The organism is Marivirga lumbricoides (assembly GCF_014636295.1).
GTDB classification, from domain to species: domain Bacteria; phylum Bacteroidota; class Bacteroidia; order Cytophagales; family Cyclobacteriaceae; genus Marivirga; species Marivirga lumbricoides.
Map to the genome: position 1 here is coordinate 243,952 of NZ_BMEC01000006.1, position 26,181 is coordinate 270,132.

A 26,181-nucleotide genomic window follows, 5' to 3' on the forward strand; every position below is an offset into this window, starting at 1 on the left:
ACGCTACACTTTCTTTATTTAAGATAAATAATGTATCAAGTTTGCTCTATCCACTCTTTTTTCTATTACTGATATACTGTAAGACTCTTTCCTTTCTTTTGGCTTTCCCGATGAAAATTAGGGACAGGTACCCAAAGGAAACAATGCCATAGGCATCCCTGTAGGGAAACTCAAGGCTGAATTCATCTCTCTATAAAAAATACTTACCAGTATATAAATGTTATTACCATTATTTCATATAACTATTCATTTTCAACCAGTCCAATAAAGGATTGATCCATCCTTTTCGCTGAAATATAAATCCATGGCCTCCCCTGGGATAAATATGCATTTCAACGTCCACATTGTTAAGCCTCAAACTTTGAAAATAAGCTATCGTGTTATTTACATCAACCAACTTATCATCTGCTGTATGGGTTAAATAGGCAGGAGGTGTATTGCCTGTTACTTTTAGTTCATTCGAGTATAACTTAACATCTTCTGAACCAGGGTTTTCACCCAATAAAGCATCCCGAGAACCTAAATGAGTTAAACTGTCAGTCATACTAATCACTGGATATACTAATATTTGAAAGTCAGGCCTAAGGCTTGTGTTTTTGGGATTTGAAATATAAGATGTATCAAAATGAGTAGCAGCAGTTGAAGCCAAATGCCCTCCGGCAGAAAATCCCATGATACCAATTTTGCCTTTGCTCAAACTGAATTTAGCAGCATTTTCCCTCACGAATTTAATAGCCTGTTGCGCATCTTGTAAGGGACCGATTTTTTTATCGACCATAATCTGATCATCAGGCAAACGATATTTTAAAACAAAAGCAGCAATACCATTTTCAGCCAATATTTTGGCATTGGTCACCCCTTCACCTTCATACACTACCACTCCATACCCACCACCCGGTATAATGATGATGGCTGTTCCGTTTGCTTTTTCAGGATTAGGCTTAAAATACGCTAAAGTGGGGTGGGATACATTTCTGATAACATCCTCTCCGGTTTCTTTAAGCGCTGAAGCTTTTGAGTTGGGAATTTCATCGGGGTATAAATTAAAGACTTCCTGTGCGCTTACTATTGTTGAAAGGAACAACATGGAAGTAAGAAAGCTGAGATAAAAAAATTTCATCATAGAGTTACATTTAAAAATTGTGGTTCAAAACATATACTTACTGGTTTACCTTGACTGTCCATAGTCAAAAAAAATCTAATCGAATTTTATCCAGTCAATTTCAATCTCATTATTATCCTTTGCGACAATAAAGAGATTGTGAATACCGGCTTCCATTTTTGATAGAGAGGAATTGGTTTCTTTCCAATCCTCACTTGGCGGAACCTTGATTTTCGCCACTAAAGCACCATCCAATTCGTTGCTCCTTATTTCCAAAGATCCGCCTTTTGAAGACCTAGCTCTTACCATCACAGATTTTAAAGGTTTTTTCTCAAATTCCACACTGTTGTATTGTACCCAGGCTCCTGCTTTATTGTAGAGAATTTTCCATCCTTTAAAAGTGTTTAATGAATCCAGAAATGCTAAAGCAGTTCCTTTCTCACTTTTATGGGTATACCTGTCCACCTGTATTTTTGCAGTAGCTTTTGTTAAGCCAATGCCTCTTAAAGTAGGGCTCACTTTTTTAATAGTTCCATCCTTATTAAAAAACAGGCTATCTGCTCTGATTGACCTTGCTTTATCAAAATCAGGAGAGTAATCATTGTGATGGTAGAATAAATACCACTGGTCTTTAAAGTTGATGATGGACTGATGATTTGTCCAGCAACCTGTGGGTGATTCATCCATAATTACCCCGGTTACTTCAAAAGGCCCTAGTGGGTTATCAGAAATGGCATATTCTAATCTTTCTGTTTTATTTTCTACATGAGGATATGTAAGGTAATAGATTCCATTCCTTTCAAAAACATAAGGGCCCTCCTTTAATCCTTCATCAGGTAAGTCTTTAAGTGTAACTACTTCCGAATCGAGTTCCAGCATATTCTCTTTCAACTTAGCCCCATAAATATCTCCTGCTGACCAGTAAAGATAAGCCTGACCATTTTTATCAATAAAAACATTCGGATCAATGCCGCGGACACCTTTTATGGGGTGTGCTTCCGGAGTAAATGGACCTTCCGGTTGGTCTGCTACTGCTACGCCAATTCTGAAGCCTTTGCCGTAAGTGACTGTATCTTCAGGAAAGGTTGGAAAATAGAAATAATACTTTCCGTTTCTTTCAATACAGTCAGGAGCCCACATGCTATAACTTTCAGGTTTTACCCATGGAACCTTATTTTGGTGGACTATCATTCCATGATCTGTCCAATCAGTGAGATTTTCTGAAGAAAACACATGATAGTCTTCCATAGCAAACCAGCCAATACGTCCTTTGCCTTCAGTGGCGATAATATCATGAGAGGGATATACATAAACCTTGTCACCAAATACTCTGGCAGATGGATCAGCTGTAAACTGATCATTAATCAGAGGGTTTTGAGCAAGTGAATAGCTCATGGACATAAAAATCAATGCAATTGTAATAGAAATGTGATATTTGTGTTTCATGTGTATATAATTTTTTTTTATGTCGTCATATCTATATGTCGGTGCAAGTAATTAGAAAATGTGATTTCTATATTTTAATATTTCAGATGCTCGTAAGCAGATCATTCCGTTCTGGCTCTAAGACTCCTTCTTTTCTTTTTTTTTCTTTATAACAAGTTTTGGTTCCCTCAAATGATGTCATTTCTACATTTCGCCAAAAACACCTCTATAGTTCCATGAAGGGTAACACCCCTATAATCCCCTCAAGGGGATAGTCTCACAGATTTAAGTTAACCGAAATCCAATAACTTCACCACTATTTTCTACTGTAGTAAAAGGCTTGCTATTTCCCTTGAAGTTTCAGCCAAAGGCTGACCAGCCTCTGGCTGGAATCCCTAAAATGAATAAGGCCGATCTTTCTAATAAAATATTGACTTAATTTAATGGATTTGATAATCATCCTCGGTTTTCATGTTTTAAGTAATACCCTTTCATATCTATTAATTTTAATTAACTATAATAACCCCACCGTTAGCCGGCATTATTAACTCAATTTCCTGATTCTTTTTATGCTTCATGGTTTTAAGCTTATTACCTGATTTCCTGCCATCTTCATAAACTTTCAATTCGGCACCAGCATTAATCATAGGTATTTTTGCTTTTATTTTAAGAGTTTCTTTTTGAGCATTAATTCCAGCTATATACCATTTGTCTCCGTTCCTGCGGGCCAGAATTACATATTTACCGGGAAATCCATCAATAAAAACCGTTTCATCCCAGGTGGTGGGTACTTCCCTCAGGAAATCAAGCTGATATTCAGGAGTGTCTTCAAGGTTATTAGGGGTTAAAGCAAACATTTGTACAGGGTTTTGGAAAAGTACACTGGTTGCCAGCTGAAATACATTGCTCGTAAGTCTTTCCTGTCCTTCGCTATTCCCTTTGTTTAGAAACTTGTTGAGCAGGACGCCTCCAAATTCCATACTTGCTACAGCATTGCGACTAAAGGGATGTAAAGCAGCGTAGAAAGCTTCATTGTCACGCGCATCCTGTGTGAAAATGAGCATCTCTGAAGCGATCACTGCTTCACTGCCAACAAAGTTAGGATACATGCGTTCCCATCCCCGGGGAAGTGTAGCTCCATGAAAAATAACCATTAAGCCATAATCATTCGCATCAGAAAGGATATTTTCATACAAGCGCATAGTTTCCTGCTTATCTCCCGCAAAAAAATCTACCTTTAAGCCTTTTACACCCACTTCTTTAAGCCACTTCATTTCACGCTTTCTGGCTATTGAAGTATGCATTTTATCTTTAGGCGTCATAAAAGCATCATTAGCTGACCCATTAGAGTTGTACCACAGAAAAACTTCAACATTTTTGGATTTTGCATACTGAATAAGTTCTTTCATTCGATCATATCCAATGTTCTTATCCCACCAGGCATCAATTAAAATGTACTCGAAATTCATAGCAGCTGCTAAATCAATATATTTTATCTGGTCTTCATAGTTCATACTATTGTCCTGCCAAACAATCCAACTCCATGAGCCACGCCCGAATTTATAGTCCTGAGAAGCCTCATAAAGAGGTTCTACTACATCAAAAGGAATGGTGGTTTCTACAACAGGCTTTAAAGTTTCACCAACTGTAATGGTGCGCCAGGGTGTAACTCCGGGTAAACCAACCTGCGCTCCCGTGCTTCCGAAGCCATTGTTATTTTTCATATCCGGATAAGCTACCTGATACATACCGTTTTGGTAATTACTTAAATGGGAAGCACAGTAAAGGCTGGAGACGCCAGTTTCTGATATTAAAACCCATCCATTATTTCCTACTTTAAATAAGCCGGGAAACACATAGCCATTTTGATTGGTATTGGTTTCCATTGCCACATCTGCAGTATAGCCACTTTCATAACTGGGCGCGGTACGGGCAAAACCGGACATGGATTCCATCATGGGAGAAAGAAATGATGTAGTAGCAGAAGGAAACTTAAAGCCTGTAAGCTCCCTTTCCACAATAATCGCCATAGTTTCGCCCCAAACGGGCAGTTCATACCTGAAAGCAATATTGTTATTGCTTACCTGAAAAAGAAATGAAAGCTGCTTATTATCTGCGTTTTCGACTGTAAACTTTAAAGTATTAGCCTGGTAATCTACAGACGACTGCTTGATTTTGTCTGCAGTATAACTTTTACTGATTTTGTCTTTGGAAGAAGCAAGAAAACTCATTTCATCAATAAAATCACCTTCATTAGTTATTAAACCTAACGGAGATTTCTCAATCATTACCTCATCCTTGTAGTGTACCGAGTAAATAGCTTTTCCGTTTTCAACAGCTATTTCTAATTTTAATTGACCATCCGGACTTTGTATAGCCTCATTTTGAGAGAATAAAGGGGATGAAATCAAAAAGCAGTATAAAATAATTATTTTCTTCATTTTCATAAATTGAGTTTTCTCTTTTTTAATATTTTATTATGCAGCACTTCAGTTTATTTTTTATTCCATCGGTTGAATATGAGCTACAAAACCACCTCTGCGAAGCATCTTTACGTCAATTGTGCTGGATTTATCTACCATCAAATATTCTGTTGAAAATGCTTTATCGTGTTCACCATCTGCAATTAATGTTAGTTTATATGATTCTCCCTGAGGTAGAAAATCAAATTTTAAAGTCTGGGTTTTATCTTTATCTCCATCAGAATTAATCCCTCCTATGTACCAGTCATTATCCTTTCTTCGTGCCATAATTGTAAATTCCCCGGGGTAGCCATCCAGTAATTTTGTCTCGTCCCAGGTGGTAGGCACATGCTGAAGGAAAGATTTAGGGGCATGTGGTAAATTCTGATAACCTTCAGGGCGATCGGCCATATGCTGGATGGCAGATTCAAACACCACACTTAATGCCAGTTCATGTCCGTAAGAGGTTATATGAGGGTACTGAGAATTGGTAAAGGTAGCGGGTGTATAATCCATTGAACCTACTATGTTTCGGGTAAAAGGCAACACATTATTATGTTCAGGGGCAGTGGTTGTTAGTTCCGGGCCATTATTGTACCATTCAGCTCCGCGAACTCCTTCGTAGGTCATCAGGTGCGGATAAGTACGCTGCCAGCCTCGGGGAACCAGACAGCCGTGAAAATAGACCATCATTTTATGTTTGGCAGCATCTTCCAGAATGTCAAGGTAATATTTCATCATTTCCTGTTTCTCACTCAGAAAAAAATCAATTTTCACCCCATAAACGCCCAGTTTGTTCAGCTTTGCAAACTCTTCTATTCGGTTTTCATGAGTTTTCATTCGGTCTACAGGTGTTGAAGTAATCCATTTAAACATGCCTGAATTGTACCACATTAATGGTTTTACACCTATTGAATGAATGTATTGTAGAGCGTCTTCCAGATTACCTCCATTTCCCATTTGATCCCATTCCCAGTCCAGAAGAGTATATTTCCAACCCATTTCAGCCGCTAAATCCGCAAACTCGGTAACTGTTTTAAAATCTTTAGTGCCATGATTATGAGACCAGTAATTCCAGGAAGCCAAACCAGGTTGAATCCAATCAGTATCTTCTAAAACCGAAGGAGTTGAGACATCCTCTACCAAAGTAGATTCCACTACCTCTGCAAGGCTTCCTATAATAATCACTCGCCATGGTGACTTCCAGGGCAGGTTAATAACCGGCAAGGCCTCTCCTAATCCTTCCTCTTCAGCAGGTAAGGTCACTTTATATTCTGATGCTGAAATGGTATTGCTTAATTTTGTAGCCGCAAAATTACTGTCTATATCCGCTTCATGGATCAGATACCAGCAGGAATGATCACCGGCATTAAAAAGAGCAGGGTAACACCAATCTTGTTGAACACTTGCATCTTTCATATGATGATATAGCCCTTCATTAGAAAGATCAAATTTTTCTAACCACCTGCTTGTACTATCCTGAATTTTGTATGCGGTTAATTCGTCTCGAATGGTAAAGGTTCCTTTCCGTTCCGGGAATTCGTACCTGAAAGTCACACCATCGTTATAAGCTCTTACAATAATGTTTAATCTGGATTTCGAGGGGTTTTCAAAATACAGCACCACTTCGTTGCCCAAATTACTGCGTTGCGAGCTTTTACCACTAACAGAACTGTATGCTTCTTTTATCAGTACTGGTTTATCAGCTTTAATGAACTTAAGCTCGTTCAAAAAATCCTGATCACTTCGAGAAAGCCCGAGGTTTATTTGGGAAATAATTTCACTAAGATTATTGTCTTGTAAATAGTCAATTTTCAAATGCCATGTCCCTCTATCGGCATTCTGCGAATTAATCAGATTTACTTTTATTTTATTGTTAGGAGAACTGACACTAGCTTTTTGTGCAAAACCGTTTGCAGCAATTAAAAGAAATATTAAAAAAGTTATCCTTTGTTTCATGTGTGTATGTTTGTTTCTATAGGCCACCCCGATTAATCGGGGCAGGCTATGGAATTCCCCTAAACCTATTCATCCTCGATCGGTATATTAAGGATGCTAGTTTTATGCTCATTTCATGTGTGTATATTTATTTCTAGAGGCCACCCCGATTAGTTGGGGCTATCTATGGAATCAGAAATAACGAAACTATCGCAAAACCTCACGTTTTTATATTCAACCTTCACTTGGTCATTAGCCTTAATCATGCTGATTTCATTAGTTGTTTAAAGTAGTATTACTATAGTGCTGCTTATTTTATGGAAACCTTTGTCATATTTAAATCTTTTGAACTGGAGCTATTTCCATAATAAATTTCATATTCACCCGGAGTCACATTCATAGCCCTTGTGTCCCAATCATAAAACTCAAAAGAAGAAGGAGGTAAATTAATGGTAACCTTCTGTGTTTTACCCGCTTTAACAGCTACCCTTTCAAACCCTTTTAGTGTCTTTAACGGACCATCAGTATCATTTACCTTACGGACATATACCTGAACTATTTCAGTGCCATCTCTTTTGCTGGAGTTTTTCACAGGAATAGTGATCTGAACGGATTCATCAGATTGTATAATTGACTTGCTCAAACTGGCTGAACCTATATTGAATGCTGAATAACTTAAACCAAAGCCAAAAGGAAACAACGCATCCTCCGTATACCGGTAAGTCCTGCCTTCCATGGAGTAATCTTCAAAATCTCCCAAATTGTCGGAATTTCTATAGAAAGTGACCGGCAGCTTCCCTGCAGGATTATAATCTCCAAAAAGCACATCAGCTATAGCCATACCTCCCTGCTCTCCTGCATACCAAGCCTGAAGAATGGCATCACAACTTTTAGTTTCAGGGGCTAGTGCAATGGCAGAGCCTGAACAGTTAACAAAAACAACTGTCTTTCCAGCCTCTTTTAGGGTCTTTAAACAATTTCTTTGAACTTTAGGAAGTTCGATATTTGTACGATCGCCCCCTTTAAAACCCTCGTATGACACAGGCATTTCTTCTCCCTCAAGCAAGGTTGAAAGCCCTCCCACAAATATTACTGTGTCAATTCCATTTAACTTTTGAATTAACTTGCTAAAATCAATGTCATATTCTTTTCCGAAATCAAATTCAAGATTGGCCTGCCAGTTATTTAACTGGGCGTAAAGGATTTCAATTTTATAAGTTTTTCCAGCTTCCACTTTAAATGGAATTCTTGAAGGCAAGGTACGCCAGTTCTCATATTGAGCTATTGTGTCCCCGTTTACCAGTAACCTGAAAGCTCCGGTTGCACCACTTTTAAATACCAGGTCATCAGTTTTTTCAGGAGTAAATTCTGTTTCATATTTTGCGGAAAAACCTTCAAGCTTTACACCTGAAGCAAATTCATGTTGCCCTGCAGTAGTGAGTTTTAAAGGACTTCCCACCTGTACAACGGTTACCACATCCCCACTCCTGTCGGGTGTATTCCAGTAAGTAGCTTTAAATCCTTTTTTTCCATTAAAGAATGTTTTGGAGAAATAGCTTTCGGTTACTTTGTCTTCTACCAAATCACTTGCTTTGTCGTAGAAAATATTTTTTTCAAGAACCTTTGATTTTACTCCTTCCAAAATGGTAACAGTTTCATTAGGGGTACCATTGTAATTTCCCCACAACATAGGCTCATCATTTGCATTGGGCCCGATAACGGCTATGTTGCTGATGGATTTTTTTAAAGGCAGCACATTATTCTTATTCTGAAGCAGCGTCATAGACTTCCTGGCCATTTCAAGGGCCAGTTCCTGATGTTTCTTGTTGTTTAAGACTGATGGCGGTATTTTGGTCCAGGGCACCAGAGAGTCGGGATCCATTTCTCCCAGATCAAAACGACCAATGAGCACACGGGCCAGGCTTTTATCCACCTCGGATTCTAAAATTAAATCTCTCTCAATGGCTTCAGGCAAGTTTTCAAAGGGATAATTACTCCATACACATTCCAGGTCAGTTCCTGCATTTACAGCCGCTGCAGCCGCATGGGTGGCATCTGAAGAAACATTGTGGGTAGTGAAAAAATCATTTACGGCACCACAATCTGATACAACCAGGTGTTTATATCCCCATTCATCGCGCAATATGCGTTGCAGCAACCTCGTGTTACCGCAACATGGTTGATCATCCAGCCTTTGATAAGCACACATTACCTGACGAACATCAGCTTCCTGTACCAGAGATTTAAAAGCTGGTAAATATGTTTCATACAATTCACGAGGGCTAATATTATTCAGGTTCAACTCGTGCCTACTCCATTCCGGACCAGAATGTACTGCAAAATGTTTGGCACAGGCCAACAGTTTACGGTATTTGGCATCCTCAGGGCCTTGAAGCCCTTTTACCACCGAAACACCCATTAATGTAGTTAAGTAGGGGTCTTCTCCATAGGTTTCCTGGCCACGGCCCCAGCGTGGGTCCCTAAAGATATTTACATTAGGCGTCCATACTGAAAGGCTTAAAAATCGCTTATTCTCATTGCCTGCATTAATCCACTGATTATATTTTGCACGTGCCTCATCAGAAACAGCATCAAAAATCTTAAAAACCAGCTCGTTGTCAAATGAAGCCGCCATTCCAATAGGCTCGGGAAAAACTGTAACGTTATCATTATTTGCATAACCATGCAAAGCTTCGCTCCACCAGTTGAACTTTTTTATACCTAGCCTCGGTATAGCTTCGGATTGATCAAGCATTAAGGAGGCTTTTTCCTCCAGGGTCAAACGGGAAATTAAATCATTTGCACGTTCCTCTGAACTTAAGGCTGGGTTTTGAAAAGGGAAATTCTGCGCGTTGATAGGTATTACACCCATCAATAGCATACTTAAAAGTAATAAATACCATTTTTGAAGTTTAGTAGGCATATTCATCAATCGATATATTTAGATAGTATTTCATTTGTAATCCGTTTACCTCTTGTCCAACTTATTGTCACTTATCAGGAAATAGTCAAAATCCACAAAGCCCCCTACATTTTTGGTAGCATAATTAAACAGACCAAATCTGTAGCCCATAAAATGTGGAAGTGTATAGGTCATTTTTAAAGGTGATCCAATAGCTGTCCATTTTTCACGATCAAGACTGTAATAAAATCTTGCGGTATCTGTTTTATCCTTAAAATTGCATTCTGCTTTTAAGTAGACATGATTTTGATTAAGAGGAACACTTTCCAATTCTTTGGAAGTATGGTCTACAGCACTTACCATTACTATCTTTTTTGTGCCGTTTTCAAACTTTACGCCTACCAAACCAAATTCCTTTTGCAATAGACATAAGCCGGCAAAATCACCTTCTTTCATATTAGAAACATCTAACGAGGTGGAACCAGTACTTTGCGGACCAATAGTTCGCTGCGTAAGTGTATTTTTGGCCTGGACAAAGCTTGTATCTATTCTCCCGGTTTTTAGCCTTAAATAACCTTTTCTTTCTTTTACGGACCAAAGTGAATTATCTGGATTGTGATTCCATTGCCAAACAAGCGGCAATGCCTTGTCATTTTTCCTGCGTTCAAAATTATCTGAAGCAACAATCCCCGGCATCAGGCCTTCGCTGGCAGGTAGGTCAAGGTATTCCGGAACTTTACCCTCTTCCCCTAAAACAGGCCACCCTTCTTCCCACTTCACAGGAACTAAGTAAGGGATTCGTCCTACCGCTCCGTAGTCACGAAAGAGGTAAGCGAACCATCTCCCGTCCGGAGTATCAATGAGCCCACCTTGTGCCACTCCCAAATCCTGTAGACCAATTCTTCCCTCCCAGGGACCTGTTATGTCATCTGCACGATGAATAATTACTGTGCGCATTCCGTCATGTGGCCAGGTAATATTAAAAAGGTAGTATTTTCCATTTACCTTAAAGAGCTGGGAACCTTCAGCCCCAAGCATGATATTGTCACCTGCAGGAGCACTGGCATTTTCAATAAGCACCCTTTCCGTACCATTTTTAACGCCTGAAAGATCATCTTTCAATTCGGCTATTTTAAGTTGACCGGCACCCCAAATCATATAGACTGTACCATTATCATCAAAAAAAATAGTATGATCGTGGTAAGAAGGCTTAAACTCTATCTTATTCCATGAGCCGTTTTCCAAATCTTTAGTAGTGAAAATATGGGTTTTACCGGTGGTGGCAGAAAAAGTACTTACATAAAAAGTATTATTATGGTAGCGTAAGCAACTTGCCCACGAACCTCTCCCATACGTATTTTTACCGTTCTCTAAATTAAGTTCTTCGTTGTTTCCAAGTGTCTCGTATGCATAATTAATCAGATGCCAGTTTACCAAATCATTAGATTTCATAATAGGAACACCAGGACTCATATGCATAGTTGTACTACTCATATAGTAGTTATCCCCTACTCTGATCATAGACAAATCTGGAACATCCGCAAAGATGATTGGATTTTGTGCCCTATTTTCCTGTGCGAAAACATTTGATGAACAAACACAAATAAATACTAAAAAGGAATATATATTCTTCATTGCTACAGACATAATCATTTTACCGGGGCTACACCTTCTTTTGTCTGTACTACTTTTTGGATAGTACCATCTTCATTGTAATACATGTAGTCTATACAAATTGATCTTCTGTAACTGCCACCAGTTGGAAGAAGCCCGTTGTGGTACATGAAATATGATTTCCCTTTAAAATCCACAATGCCCGGATGAGTGGTAAAACTATTCGGAACATTTTCCTGAATAATGCCCTGGTACTCCCATGGCCCTTCAGGACTTTTAGATGTGCTATATTCTATCATTTCAGGTTTAGTACCCTTACCGGCATATATCAGGTAGTACAAATCTTTTCGTTTGTAGAGCCACGGACCTTCAATAAAGTTTTTTACATCAACTATATGAATCGGGCCATCCTTTTCGATCATGTTATCTTTTAATTTTACGTATCTACAACTTCCATTGCCCCAATACATATAAGCCTGTCCATCATCAATAAAGACAGTAGGATCAATATCATCCCAGCTATGCTCCATATCGGTAGTCATCTCATTTACAATTAAAGCTTTGCCTATGGCATCTTTAAAAGGGCCTGTTGGACTATCTGATACAGCCACTCCTATAGCTGCACCTCCCTTACTATTTTCATCTTTCTTATGAAAGGTAGAAACATACCAATAAAATTTTCCATCCCTTTCTACGCACTGAGCAGCATAAGCATCACCAGTCGCCCATGAAAATGATTTGGGAGATAAGGGTGATCCATGATTTTTCCAGTTCACCATATCTTTAGAAGAAAACACAAGCCAATCAGGCATTTTGTAATTGGTGTGTTCAACAGAAGCTGTGTCATGACTAGTGTATAAGTAGACTGTATTGTCGTACACCAATGGCGCGGGATCAGCTGTAAACACGTCTGTAATGATAGGATTTTGCGCAAAGGAATTGCCCGATGCTAAAAGAGCAATAAAAAGAAATAAGTTTTTAAGGTTTCTAATTTTCATGTGTATATGATTTACAGAATTTTTGGTTGACATATGTTAAATGAGATGGAATCCACTAAGAAGTACATTGATTTATTGCGTGTAAGCATTATTCGAAAGACATCAATCGTTTGCATTGGCGCTCTAAAAAAATGTTTTCGTAAAAAAGTGAACCATCAAAAGTCTTATTTTCAGATGCATAATAAATAATAAACGTCAAAATGACAGTATCAAATATAGAAAAAAATATTTTTTATTTTATTGTTGGTATAATTTGTATAATAACGGAGTCAAATAGGGACTACTAGTAGTTTGAAAGCATTTTGAGGAGGAACTCATTTCACATCCTATTGATCATTGTGAATGATGCTATTCTTTTGATGTGAATTGGAAGGTTAAACAACCTCACTCCAATAAATCCCCCCTGCCCCCTTTTTAGAAAAGGGGGAGAACCATCTCGGAAAGTTTAATAGGTAGAAATCAGCATTTGAATTGTCTTTTAATTAAATCGTCATTCCAGCCAAAGGGCTGGCAGGCCAGAAGGTTTCGGAGAGCAACGAAGAAAGCTATCAGGAATCTTTACAATGATGTGTACATCATTACCATTAACAGTAAAATAATAGATATTTCAACCATAGGTTTCAATCTTTAGAATCCCGACTGCTTTGGAATGACTGTCAATTTTAAGGGATTCTCGTCATTGCGGACATGCTATTCTTTCGATGTAATCGGAAGAATTTATGTGAAGCAATCTTTTAATTTGGACACACTAAACGTATTGCCTGAACTTCATAAGAATGCCGCGGTTTTCTATACAATACAAAAAAGCTATGTAGAAAACCTCGCAGTGACGGGTTCTAATAAAGATTTGCAAGTTAAACAATTCACTCCCACGTAAATCCCCCCTGCCCCCTTTTTGGAAAGGGGGAGAACGATCTCGGAAAGTTTAATAGGTAGAAATCGGATCAACCTGAAAATCTGGGGATGTTGTAATTAATTATAAACTACCCTAAACAAAAAAAGCCCACTTAAAAAGTGAGCTTTTCGCGGTCTGGACGAGACTCGAACTCGCGACCTCCTGCGTGACAGGCAGGCATTCTAACCAACTGAACTACCAGACCAAAACTTGTTTTCTTTACCGTCTTTCCGATAAGGTGATGCAAATGTAGGCGCATATTTTTTAATTGCAAAACCTTATGATAAAATAATTTTAAAAATATTATCAAAATTCGAACCGAAACTTAAGATAAGATTGAATATCAGTTCATTAGTGTCCCAAAATTATTTTAAAAAAAATGCAGTATTTTAATTACTTCAACGGAATATTTGATTTCTACACAGAAAAGTAAAATATTTCCCAAAGTATAGCTGCAGACTTTTATCTACAACCAGGCATCGATCATCTTACTTCTTAGTTTTTCAATCTCGCTCTTAATGCATTTCCTATGGCCATACCAATTGGCTTAAATTCTTCGGCACTGAACTCATCCGTTTTGGCATTATTACACCAATAGCAAATCGGTTCGCAATTGTTATCAGAATATTCCTGGTTAGGAGCCTTACGGTCTATTTCCATCCTCCAGCCTCTCTCGTTCTTTTTAAAGAGCTTATTGCTTTTAGCTAGTTCCACTATTTCATCAACAGTAATATTGCAGTAATAACATTCATTGGCTTCCTGAAGCGCTTTAAACTTGTCCGGGTGCAATTGCTTTTTAAATACTTTGTGGAAGTACTCTTTCCTCCACTGCGGCAATACAGCTTTTAGTTTGCGCTCAGTCTCTTTAATGGTAATATAAATGGCATCAATTTGCATTTCGGTGCCGGGCAGTGTCTCTCCTCTCTCGGTATGGAAAAATTCTGCTGCGTATTTTTTGATTAAGTCTTGCTTCTCAGACAAGTCATATTCCAGAAACTCTTCCAGCAAAGAGGAATCTACTGCCTTGCCGTGAATAATTTTGTCAAAAAGAAAAATCCTTAATCTGGATTTGAAACTGTCGTTGGATTTTGATAAATAGGTCATGATAGTTTATGAAATTAAGCTACTAACCTTTATTTAACGAAGTTTTGAGTGAAAGAGGTGCGTTTTGGGTTAAATTGTGAGGGGTTGGAGGAAGATGATTAAGGATATAAATATTATGTTTAGAATATTGAAGTTTCCAATTAATAAAATTAAGTCCATGACACAAATAGTAACAAAGCAACTTGCATTTATAGCAAAATACTTTACTAAGAATATTACACTCAACATTCAAGCAATAGTTTAATTACAAGACTCAATTTGTATACCTACCGCTTATTAGTAATTTGTAAACAAAAAGATGAATTGGTCACATCAATATTATATGGTTTCTCACTATAGTTTTTTTGTAACCAGACATTAAAATAACCACCGTAAGTCTCAGCTAATTGGTTTATTAATCCATAATAATGCTTTTTGAGGTACTCTTCAATTTCAGAAGGGCAATCTATTACTTTTGAAACATTTACTTTTTCTAGAAGGTCACAATTCCTATCAATATTATTAGGATTAGCCCCTATGAATTGGACTATTTCTTTTAAAAGCTTTTCCGGGCAATCTATTATCGCATCATAAAAGCAAACTAGTATTTGAGCTTCAGGAAATATTTTCGAATATTTTTCCAATGTATCAATGTAATTTGATCTAAGAAGTTGATCATCGGAATTAATAAAATCAATTATAGATTCATGCTTAAATTTTGATCGCGATTTTTTACTACTATGTTTTCTTGAAAACCTATAATGAGACCACGCTCTTTCTATTGGATCCCTTAAAATGAAAATGATCTTAGCATCAGGTGCTAGTTTGTACATCTTCCGAATATCATTTTCCTCTAAAATAGCATAAGAAGGCGATATTTCACCAGAAAATCCTTTTAAATTTTTAAATAATGATAAATACCATTCATCATTATAATTATAAAACATCCACTTCAAAGCCCAATTAATTTGAATAAAATCTAACCTTAAAATTGCTTTAATAAACATTATAACAACAAATTTCACCCATTCGTATATGAGGACTCTTTTATATACTTTTGATTCACTTAATGTATTTGGTGAAGAATATTTTTTGTTCTTATCGAAATAATGAATTTCTTTTATCCCAAGAGAAAAATCAGGTAATTTTTTGAGGTTTGAAAAGAGCCAACTAGTTCCTGCTTTTTGGGCCCCTATTCCTATGAAATTAATAGAAGACTTATCTATTACAAATTTAGAAATCGGAGGGTTAACCCTTAAGGAATCTTTCATATAGGTTTTGTTTTTCAGTCAAATTGAAAATTTAGCTTCCATACACATTATAACTCTGTTTTACCAAACTCATTAAATAGTCCAAGTCCGTTTCTGGTGTAACAACTGCTTCATAGTCTCCAAGTCCCCAGTGTCCAATTTCAGAAACATCTCTAAAAAGAATCTTATAATCTTCCAAAGTACCCTTTTTTAAATTAATTCTTACCCTTAATTGCTTTTTTTGGATTTCAAGATCACAAAATACCTTTTTGCCTATTTTAAAACCAATATATTGCTTCACAGGATTAACCTCAACCTCATCTAAAGCGGTGATACGTTCTTTTAAGTCGAAATAGAGCTCTTTAGTAACTTCAGATGCTTTGGCTAAATGATCCTCTTCTGTATAGACTTTAATTTCCTTACTGACCTGCTCCACTCGTTCATCTTGGTTGCTGATTGTATTTACACTAACCTGACTACTGGACTTATGCAGGTTCAGCATAATCAAATCATTTTCATATTTCTTGATTTCCCAAAGCTCAAAAGGCAGGTCTTTGAACTCAATGCTTTGCTTTTGGTAAGTTGTAAATTGAGGGGCCACAAATAATACGCGGGATTGACTCCAATCTACTTCCTGTTTTTTGAGCATCTTGCCAGTTTGCTCCTGATACTCTAAAATAAAATCAGCTTTATTATTGAGCAGTAAGCTTAAATAAGAATAACCTTGATCTACCACCGAAAAGCTTTTACCCTTTTTATATTCAATGATTACAAAAGCATCACTTTGAGAGTCAAAAGCCAAAGTATCAATGCGTAAGCCATTCAACTGAAACTCAGTTTTTACGAAATCTAATCCAAAGAGCATTTGTAAATTGGCTTCTACCAGTTGCTGAATATCTTTTTCAAGCTTAAAAGATTGGCTTTTGATTTCTTTGAGATGGGATTTGTTGAGGTTGTAGAGGTTCATACAGTTTAATTTAATGATTTTCAATCATATCTAAAATTGCATCTTTGGCTTCTAGCAACTGTTTAAGCTTATCCTCATTTTTCTCTTTTCTTATCCTTTTTGTAATATTTCTAAATGTTTTTTGCTCTCGTAAGTTAATTTGTTCTCTAAAATCTAGAATTATCTGATACCTGTGCATATTACAAGTATCAAATGTGAATGGTCCTTTAGTATTTGGTTTTGGAATTAAAAAGAAATCATCTTCTATTTCGAAATGGTCACACCAATTATCAAAATGAGGATTAAAAAGACGGTAATGATCTCCTGTATCTGGGCAGTGTTCTTCATAATCACCATAATGTGTACTAGGATTCACTAAAACATTATCAACTCCCTTTGAAGAATTACAGCCTACACATGAAACCACCAGATTAAAATTCGCAAACATCCAGTTTGGCTTCTTGTCACGACATGTAATATGTTCAATTGGATAACCATAACCCTCAACGGCAATTTTTACTCTACAATAAGCACACCTAGTTTTTTGTCTTCTAGCATAATGCTTTCTAATATTTTGCTTTAAACTTTCAAATGTAGATTTGCTCCAATCATTAGCTAGATATGGAAAATTATCAGCAATTTTTGACTCCTCATTCCCAGTTTTGGCATATGTCTTACCTCTTAATGTATATCCAAGTATTCTATTTAATGTAGCCATATTTAGAAATTAATTTATCGACTACTTCTTTAAGGGGGTCATCATCTGATAATTTTGTAATATTCTCATCAACTAGCTCTTGAACCATTGATCTTATTAGTAGTAACCTTTCCTTATTTTTAGGTTTAGCAATTTCGTCCAAGATCTCACCTATTTTTTCAGAGATGAAATAATTCCGTGTAGTGGGCACATTAAAAACTTTTAACAAAATCTCTTCTGCTGACCAACCATAAGTACTTGACAGCCAATTCTCAGAACTCAAACCTTGTTCAATCCTTCTCAAGGTTATAACATTGGAACTATCGGGTTTTAAATCAGAAATTAAAAAATGCGAGTGGGTTGCAATAATAAAATGAGAATCTGGAAATTTCTTAAACATCTTTTTTAATAAATGAATATACTTCATTTGCCAATTAGGGTGTAAGCTTAGTTCTGGTTCATCAATTAAAACCAAACTGTTCTCTCGAATATTTGATAATATTCTAATTAAAGACATTATAATTTGATTTTCACCAGCACTAACCTGATCCAGTGTAATGTCTCTTCCATGCTTTTTAATTTCAATATTCTCAACATATAAAATATCAAGTTGAATTAAATCATTAATTATAGAGTAATCCAAACCATATGCCTTTTGGCTAAAGAAATCAACTTTCAACTTTTTCGAATCTGAATTTTTTATTCGATCTAGGTAGTTATGCTTTACTAGTTCATTTATATAATCAATAATAGCATCCAGCCTTGTGTGATTTTCTATACTTAAATTTTTATCCTCAAGTAGCTGTTTAAATTTCCATGCACCCCATGGTTCGGTTTTTCTTATTTGCTTTTCTTCATATCTAATATAAAAATCCTCAAAATCTGACACAGTCAAGTCATCCTTGTAGAACCTAAGTGTATATTTTGTTCTAAAATTAATTGATAAATAAGGATCAAAACTCAGAAATTCCACAATAGTAGAATTTAGAATTTCTATAAAGTTTTGTTGATTTATTGCTTCAAGAAGCGCACTGGTTATTTTCCTTTTGAATGCGTTTGATGATACATTTCGGGGAGTATGTTTTAAACCGCAGTACTTGTAAATATTGCTTTCATCATCTTTCTTAAATGTAAATCGATCATTAACTTGCGAAGTACTAGCTATGACCTTTGTAGGAAGAATCAATTGATCTATATTAATTGAATACTCTTCATTGGGTAGCATTTTAAAATCATCTAAAAAAAGATGACTTCCAAGGGGTCTATTAAATGTAATGTTAATTTTATTTACATCAGACCTTTCCTTTTTGATACCTTTTTGAACTAACCATCTATTCGAATATACCTCATAATTGGCTTCATAAAAAGAGTATCTCAAGTAGAATGCAAAGCTAATATCATCTCTTTTTTTTTCATTCTGCATCTTTTCTAATTGGTAGAAAATATCAGCTATAGTTTTAAGAATAAAACTTTTCCCAGTTCCATTCATGCCAATTATTACAGAGGTAAATGGTTCCTCCTGTTTTTCAGCATCTTCTTTTTCGGGATAAAAGTCTATATCTAAATGTCCTAAAGTAGGATGCCCAAACACTTCCAGCTTATGAAATCTAAACATAATCTACTTTTTAGTTGAAATTTCCTTCTCCCCCTTCACCAGCTCCAACAACACACTAGCGGGTTCATCATTTGGGTCTTGGGGGACTAGCTCGCCTTTGAAGGCTTTTTGTAAAATGACATATGATAAATTAATCTCACTAATATACTTCATTATGGTTTTGGTTTTATCCATTAAGTATTAAGCCCTCATTCCCTCAATAAATACCTGTACAAACTGCTTCATTTTATCAATAATGCGCTGGCCGATGCTTCTGGCTTGTAAAACACTAGGGCGGCTTTCCAGGCATGTAAATACTTCACCTCTTAAGGTTTCATGCTCATTGCAGCTGTAATCATCTATAATCTGTTTTGATCAAAATGCTCTTCATTACATAATTCTTTAAGTTCTCTCAATATTTTTAATTGATATATTGTCTTTATCAAAAGATAAAGTAGTTAGAATGTCTTTTCTAGTAAACCCTAACCTCAGGCACAACACCGTCACGGTTAAAGCCAAAGGGGCTTTTAGGATCCATTATGTTTTCACCATAACTTTTGTACTTCTCCTCACGAAAGAGCTTTCCCTCTTTAAAATAACTTATTAGTATTTCTATATCAGCATAAGAGCCCATCCATCCGGTCGACTTCGTTATTTCACAAACTTTTTGTGCATCTCTAAAATAAACAGTGGTTTCATTACTTCCATGCTCTCCCCCAGCTCCACTTTGAGTCATAACTTTTTCATTTTCCTTATTCCGAAACGCTAAATCCCACTCTTCATAATACCCTTCATCCGATTCGGAAACATAGGCTATGGTATCCGTAGTCTTCTCCATTGCAGCCACTGAAATGATATACTCATCTATTGCTTTAGATTGAGGATTGGCGGGTAAATCTCTGTTCTCTACCGTATGGTAAGCATTCATTGTCCGCAGGTATAAATCTTTATGCGGAATTTGGTAGAAACTTATTTCAGGCTCCTCATTATTCTCTTTAAACCAGACCATTTTTCCCTCATCATTATAGTAGCCTCTCAAATCAGGATTCACCTTATTATTTTTAGAAGCAAAATAGATGAAATAGGGAAGCTTTTTGTTGGCATCGAAATAGTATTCAAAACGACCATCTGACACTTCTTCCTTAATAATGACTACGTTTCCATTCTCTTCAGAAACATTATATGGGGACACTGAATAAGTCTTCAGGTCTACTTTTCCCCCTGTAATTCGGTAATAACGATCGCGAACGGATTGAACTACTTCATCCTTGGTCTGAGACATTGCTAATAGACCACTGAAGAGCAAAGCGGCAGTAAGTACTAATTTTTTCATCATTTTGTATTTAGAACAACTTTATTGTGATGCACATTACAAGGTTTCATCAGAGGGTAAAAACACTGTGATGGTGGTGCCCACCCGTACTTCACTTTGAATTTCTATCCTACCCTTGTTCATTTCAGTAAATTCCTTCACCAGCTGCAGGCCCAGGCCTATCCCCTTTTCACCTTTTGTGCCTGCACTTCTGTTATAATTATCGTAAGCCAGCAGATTATCAATTTTCTCCTGAGTCATTCCTATCCCGCTGTCTGCTACTGAAATTCCAATCATACCATCTTTCAAAATAGCTGAAACAATAATTTCCCCATTCGCATCTGTAAATTTGATGGCATTACTCACCAGGTTTCTCAAAATGGTTTTTACACTGTTTTCATCCGCCCAAACGATTGCATCGTCATGTACAGTAGATATAAGGTTCAACTCCTTTGTTCTGCCCATATTCGAAAATAAATCGAGCAATTCATTCACCAGGTTGGCAAGAATGATGCGCTCCGGATTATAAGGGATGGCTCCTTGTTGCGTAACCGACCAGTCCAATAGGTTGGTAAGTAAAGTTGAAAGATTGTTAATCGAATTATCAAATAGCTTATGGATGTATTCTAAATCTCTAATATTATTAGCGTCTATAGAAGTTTTCATGATGGCAGAAAGCCCTTTGAAGGAATTTACAGGCCCTAACAGGTCATGCGAAACAATGGACAGGAACTTCTCTTTGGTCTCATTCATGGCTTCCAGCTGATCCCGCTGTGCTTCTACTTCTTCTTTCCTTTCGGTGATTATAAGGTTGAGTGTTTGTTTACGCTTGTAGTTACGGTAATATAGGAACACCAGAAAGCCCAGTAAAACAATGATGACAACCATGGCTATGAAAATAATATTCTGTTGTTCTCTTTTATTTTCCAGCATATCAACTTCAAGCTGCTTTTGAGCTACCTCGTATTCAGTCTGCAGATCAGCCATTTTACGAATAGTTTCTTCATTGTTGATACTGTCCCTGTAGACTAAATATTGTTCCTGATGGAAATAAGCTTGTTGGAAGTTATTCTGCATCTCATAAAGCTCAGAGAGCTTCAGATTGGTATCCATCAATTGTTCTTTTAAATTATATTCAGAAGCGATTTGCAGACTATGAAGGCCATAATTGATGGCCTTTTTAATGTTTCCTTTATTAGCATAAAAATCTGCCATGCTTAAATCATAATCAGCAATCGGATAATATGCCTCCAACTCTGTCAAAATAGCAATTGCCCGCTCAATATGGTCCTGCGCTTTCTCTTCGTGATCCATTTTCGCATAAAGCAAACCGGTATTTCCAATGTTATAAGCAATGCCTAATTTGAAATCAAGGCTGTCGTAGATTTTACTGGCTTTTTCAAAATAGAGCAGTGAACTATCATATCTACCAATATCTTTATAAAGCAAGGCAGCATTATTATAAGTGCCTGCTAAACCTTTCACATCATTTAGTTCATGTAATAATATGATTCCTCTCTTATAGAAAAGCAGTGATTTTGAGTGATCTTCTGTTTTTTTATAAATATTGGCTATGTTGCCATAAACAATAGCCTCTTTAGACTTATCTCTTAAGGATTTTGCACATTGTATAGCTTTGAAATAGTTTTCAAGTGCTTTATCATATTGGCTTATCTTTATATAATTATGTCCATACCGCAACGTGGCCTTATACAACCAAAGTGTATCTTTTTTTCGAGAAGCAATTTCATAAATTTTATCAGTGTATTTTAGCCTTAACCTAGGATTGAGAATCTGGTTTTTAGCTATTTGTTCAAATATCTCCAGTCTTAATGAATCTGAAATGCCACTTTTTTCAGAAAGGGAAATTAAACTATCTGTTGCAGCTTCACTCTGTCCGAATGTATTATTATTGTATAAATAACCAAAGGCTACTAAAAGCAGCACTTTGGCTAAATGATTATATATTAAATAAAGATCAGCTTTCACTGTTTAATCTCCTTCAGTGCCATCTTCATCCACTTCTATAACAGGGTCACCTATATAGGATTGCCCTTCAATCATATAAGCTATATCATAGATTTCCGAACCAGTTACACTTTCTTCAACTGTTCCTTGCCATGCTGTTTTAGGATCGTTAGGGTCAACAGGTGTAGGCGTAGAACTAAGTACGTTCGTGCTACCACTTACAGGTTTCTTTAATATACCTATTATATAATCGACACCACCATCCGGATCCAATTCCCAAATTACATTATCTCCGGGTCTTACTTTGGTGGTAATTGTGCCACCTTTATTACCCTCACTATCGGTGAGATACAGTTCGTTACTATCGGACTTTTTACTAACTTTAATAATTCTATCTGCCATAAAATAATGTGGTTTTAAATAATAATTGACAACAATATACATGTTTCCACATTATTTGTAAATATATAGTGGAATTATTCGAAGAATATATTGATTACAAAAGTATATGGGTCAGTTTTGGTGATGAAAGAAGTCAATTTGAAGGGTAATTTAAGTAATTCTACTTTTTGCCTGTATTTCTTTAAATTGCCATGCTTTCTATGTCTCACAAAAAGCTATGAGGAAAACCTCGCAGTGACGGGTTCTACTAAAGATTTGCAGGTTAAAACAAACTTATCCATTTATAAATTAATAAAATCCCCCCTGCCCCCTTTTTAGGAAAGGGGGAGAATGATCTCGGAAAGTTTGATAGTGAGTAATCAGCATTGGAATTACCTTTTAATTAAATCGTTATTTAAGCCAAAGGCAACTCAGAGTTTTAAGAGGTACGAGAAAATATCAGGAATCTTTACAATGATGTGCAACATCATTATCAGCAACTGCAAAACAATAGATATTTCAACCGTAGGTTTCAATCTTTAGATTCCCGACTGCTCGGGAATGACGATCAATTTAACAGAATGGGGCAAAAAAACATGGTTATGCCAAATTTTACCGTTTTTGTGAACATGCTATTATTTCAATGTCAATTGAAAGAATTCATGTGTGGCAATCTTTTGATTTGGACACTCTAAACGTATTGTCTACATTTCATAAGACTGCCGCGGTTTTCTATGGCTTCCAAAAAGCCATGAGGAAAACCTCGCAGTGACGAGTTCTACTAAAGATTTGCAGGTTAAAACAATTTCATCCTTTTTACAAACCAATAAAATCCCCCCTGCCCCCTTTAAAAAAGGGGGAGAACGATCTCGGAAAGTTTGATAGTTAGTAATCAGCATTTGAATTACCTTTTAATTAAATCGTTATTTAAGCCAAAGGCAACTCAGAGTTTTAAGAGGCACGAGTAAAATATCAGGAATCTTTACAATGAGGTGCAACATCATTACCATTAACAGCAAAATAATAGATATTTCAACCGTAGGTTTCAATCTTTAGATTCCCGACTGCTCGGGAATGACTATCAATTTAACAGAATGAGTCAAAAATCAATAGCTATGCCAAATTGTATCGTCATTGCGAACATGCTATTATTTCAATGTCAATTGAAAGAATTCATGTGTGGCAATCTTTTGATTTGGACACGCTAAACGTATTGTCTACATTTCATAAGACTGCCGCGGTTTTCTATGGCTTCAAAAAGGCCACGAGGAAAAGCTAGCAGTGACGGATTCTACTAAAGGTTTGCAGTTAAACAATCTTATCCTTTTTACAAATCAATAAAATCCCCCCTGCCCCCTTTTTAGGAAAGGGGGAGAATGATCTCAGAAAGTTTGATAGTTAGTAATCAGCATTGGAATTACCTTTTAATTAAATCGTTATTTAAGCCAAAGGCAACTCAGAGTTTTACGAGGTACGAGGAAAACATCAGGAATCTTTACAATGATGTGCAACATCATTATCAGCAACTGCAAAATAATAGATATTTCAACCCTAGGTTTCAATCTTTAGATTCCCGACTGCTCGGGAATGACTGTCAATTTAACTTAATGGGGCAAAAATCAATAGCTATGCCAAATTGTACCGTTATTGTGAACATGTAATTCTTTCGATGCTAATCGGAAGAATTCATGTGCGGCAATCTTTTCATTCGGCCATGCTAAACGTTCTTGTAAGTTTGAGGCTGATGCTATTCCATTTCCACTAAATACTTATCGTACAATACCTGATGGATTTCAGATAACTTTTCAGGAGCCAACTTGATTACTTTTCTATCATAGGTCATCAATCCATTAGTTTCCACTTCTACATCTGTTGTTTGTGTGTAAACTGCAGCAGAAAGTCCTCGTCTAATCAAATCTGCTATTTTGGAAATGTATTCTTTGTATTTATCAAAAAGCTCTTCTTTATTTTGAAAGCTACGGTAGCCCCAGTTATCCTTTTCCTGCCAGGTATGGCCTTCTACCGGCAAACCAAGCCCTCCGTATTCACCCAACACCAGAATTTGGTCTTTTCCAAACAAATCCGCTCTTGGCATAGCGGGCTCAGGATAATTATGGATGTCAATAATGTGACCCACTGGCTCAAAATTACCTCCACTGGCACTGTTTACCAACCTTGAAGGATCCCTTTCCAGTGTCCAATTTGTAATCTCAGCGGTCTTAAACTGTCCCCAGGCTTCATTAAATGGTACCCAAACTACAATGCTTGGGAAATTGTGGAGGTCTTTCATAATCTCAGCCCATTCTTCACGGAAAATTTCAATGGATTCTTTTGTTCTATCTTTATCGGTTTGAAGACCTTCTACACCAGGTTTTGGGTTCCATCTGTTTCCCAGATCTCCGCTGGGCATATCCTGCCATACCAGCATTCCTAACTTGTCAGCAAGATAGTACCATCGTGCCGCTTCCACTTTTACATGTTTACGAATCATGTTGAAACCCATTTCTTTGGTTTTCTCAATATCAAATGCCAAAGCCTCCTCTGTAGGTGCAGTATATAAACCATCAGGCCACCACCCCTGATCTAGCGGACCAAATTGAAATACAAATTCATTGTTCAAAAGCATCCGTTGAGTGCCTTCTACATCCGGCTCCATACTAATTTTACGCATGGCAAAATAACTATCTACTTCATCAACTGCCTTTCCGTTTCTTATAACAGTAATCTTTAAATCATATAAAAATGGTGATGCAGGAGACCACAGCTTAGGTTCTTCAATTTCCAGAACAGCCTCTTCATTTCCGTTAATCACTTTTTCGGAAATTTTAGTCCTGCCATCAAAAGCAGTTATTCTAAGCTTATCATTTGTTTGCAGATTTTGTATATCAGCAGATACTTTCAATGTCTTTTTATCAACATCAGGTGTTTGCTTTGTTGATGTAATATGGGTCTTCGGAACTGATTCCAGCCAAACGGTTTGCCAAATACCTGTTACAGGAGTATACCATATACCTTCCGGTTTCTTAACCTGCTTACCGCGCGCCTGCGGACCTTCATCTGTAGGATCCCACACCCTCACAGCTATTTCCTGATCACCACCCTTCTTCAATGCAGCAGTAATGTCAAAAGAAAATGGATCATATCCTCCACGGTGAGTACCTACTTTTATGCCATTTACATAAACATCTGCCAACCAGTCTACCGCTCCAAAATGTAACAAAACAGTTTCTTTTCTAAGCTTTGAAGGCACTTTAACAGTAGTTTTATACCAGAGTACACTATCCTTCCCTACTCTTTTGGCCACACCGGACAAGGCTGATTCAATAGCAAAAGGAACAAGAATTTTACCCTGGAATTGGGTTGGTATATCATCTCCATCAGTTTTAGCCTCCAAGGCATAATTCCATAATCCATTAAGGTTCTGCCAATTCTCCCGTATCATTTGAGGTCGCGGATATTCAGGAAGCACATTCTCCTGATCCACTTCTTCTGCCCAGGCAGAAGTTATTTTGCCTGGAACAATCTTCCAGGGCGCATCCTGAGCATTTATTATACTCACCCGGACTAAAATAGCGAGGCTTACTAATAAGTATTTCATAATATTATCTGTTTTT

General features: G+C 36.8%; 16 protein-coding genes and 1 tRNA gene. All 17 read right to left on the reverse strand.

Going from position 1 to position 26,181, the window contains the following annotated elements; all coding sequences use genetic code 11:
- Positions 1–229 precede the first annotated feature (229 nt).
- Positions 230–1,120 carry an alpha/beta hydrolase gene (locus tag IEV85_RS11020; RefSeq protein ID WP_229712574.1) on the reverse strand — a complete coding sequence of 297 codons (891 nt, stop codon included), beginning with the start codon at positions 1,118–1,120 and terminating at the stop codon, positions 230–232.
- Between the two features lie 78 nt (positions 1,121–1,198).
- On the reverse strand, positions 1,199–2,548 hold the full coding sequence (locus IEV85_RS11025; RefSeq protein ID WP_188463236.1) for a family 43 glycosylhydrolase: 1,350 nt from the start codon (positions 2,546–2,548) through the stop codon (positions 1,199–1,201).
- A 485-nt stretch (positions 2,549–3,033) separates the two neighbouring features.
- A complete protein-coding gene (locus IEV85_RS11030) occupies positions 3,034–4,968 on the reverse strand; it encodes a glycoside hydrolase family 97 N-terminal domain-containing protein (protein WP_188463238.1) in 1,935 nt (644 codons plus the stop codon).
- A 60-nt stretch (positions 4,969–5,028) separates the two neighbouring features.
- Positions 5,029–6,948: a glycoside hydrolase family 97 protein gene (locus IEV85_RS11035; RefSeq protein ID WP_188463240.1), complete on the reverse strand. Its 1,920-nt coding sequence runs from the start codon at positions 6,946–6,948 to the stop codon at positions 5,029–5,031.
- A gap of 289 nt (positions 6,949–7,237) precedes the next feature.
- Positions 7,238–9,850 (reverse strand): xylan 1,4-beta-xylosidase, encoded by a 2,613-nt coding sequence (gene xyl3A, locus IEV85_RS11040; RefSeq protein ID WP_188463242.1) that lies wholly within the window; start codon positions 9,848–9,850, stop codon positions 7,238–7,240.
- A 45-nt stretch (positions 9,851–9,895) separates the two neighbouring features.
- Complete coding sequence (locus IEV85_RS11045; protein ID WP_188463244.1) at positions 9,896–11,464, reverse strand: beta-xylosidase family glycoside hydrolase; 1,569 nt, start codon at positions 11,462–11,464, stop codon at positions 9,896–9,898.
- Between the two features lie 14 nt (positions 11,465–11,478).
- Complete coding sequence (locus tag IEV85_RS11050) at positions 11,479–12,441, reverse strand: family 43 glycosylhydrolase (RefSeq protein ID WP_188463247.1); 963 nt, start codon at positions 12,439–12,441, stop codon at positions 11,479–11,481.
- A 1,026-nt stretch (positions 12,442–13,467) separates the two neighbouring features.
- Positions 13,468–13,541 (reverse strand) — tRNA-Asp (locus IEV85_RS11055).
- 290 nt (positions 13,542–13,831) lie between these two features.
- A complete protein-coding gene (locus IEV85_RS11060) occupies positions 13,832–14,440 on the reverse strand; it encodes a hypothetical protein (protein ID WP_188463249.1) in 609 nt (202 codons plus the stop codon).
- 266 nt (positions 14,441–14,706) lie between these two features.
- Positions 14,707–15,690, reverse strand: coding sequence for a sulfotransferase domain-containing protein (locus tag IEV85_RS11065; RefSeq protein WP_188463250.1), 984 nt, complete (start codon positions 15,688–15,690; stop codon positions 14,707–14,709).
- A gap of 31 nt (positions 15,691–15,721) precedes the next feature.
- Entirely contained in the window at positions 15,722–16,636 is a 915-nt protein-coding gene (locus IEV85_RS11070; protein ID WP_188463252.1) for a DUF5655 domain-containing protein, read from the reverse strand.
- 10 nt (positions 16,637–16,646) lie between these two features.
- On the reverse strand, positions 16,647–17,333 hold the full coding sequence (locus IEV85_RS11075; RefSeq protein ID WP_188463254.1) for an HNH endonuclease family protein: 687 nt from the start codon (positions 17,331–17,333) through the stop codon (positions 16,647–16,649).
- On the reverse strand, positions 17,317–18,927 hold the full coding sequence (locus IEV85_RS11080; RefSeq protein ID WP_188463256.1) for an AAA family ATPase: 1,611 nt from the start codon (positions 18,925–18,927) through the stop codon (positions 17,317–17,319). Before IEV85_RS11080 ends, IEV85_RS11075 begins: the two co-directional genes overlap by 17 nt.
- A 451-nt stretch (positions 18,928–19,378) precedes the next feature.
- Positions 19,379–20,239 carry a hypothetical protein gene (locus IEV85_RS11085; protein ID WP_188463258.1) on the reverse strand — a complete coding sequence of 287 codons (861 nt, stop codon included), beginning with the start codon at positions 20,237–20,239 and terminating at the stop codon, positions 19,379–19,381.
- 36 nt (positions 20,240–20,275) lie between these two features.
- Positions 20,276–22,207 carry a tetratricopeptide repeat-containing sensor histidine kinase gene (locus IEV85_RS11090; protein ID WP_188463260.1) on the reverse strand — a complete coding sequence of 644 codons (1,932 nt, stop codon included), beginning with the start codon at positions 22,205–22,207 and terminating at the stop codon, positions 20,276–20,278.
- A gap of 3 nt (positions 22,208–22,210) precedes the next feature.
- Positions 22,211–22,588 (reverse strand): hypothetical protein, encoded by a 378-nt coding sequence (locus IEV85_RS11095; RefSeq protein ID WP_188463262.1) that lies wholly within the window; start codon positions 22,586–22,588, stop codon positions 22,211–22,213.
- Between the two features lie 1,726 nt (positions 22,589–24,314).
- Entirely contained in the window at positions 24,315–26,165 is a 1,851-nt protein-coding gene (locus tag IEV85_RS11100) for a glycoside hydrolase family 2 protein (RefSeq protein WP_188463264.1), read from the reverse strand.
- Between the last annotated feature and the right edge of the window lie 16 nt (positions 26,166–26,181).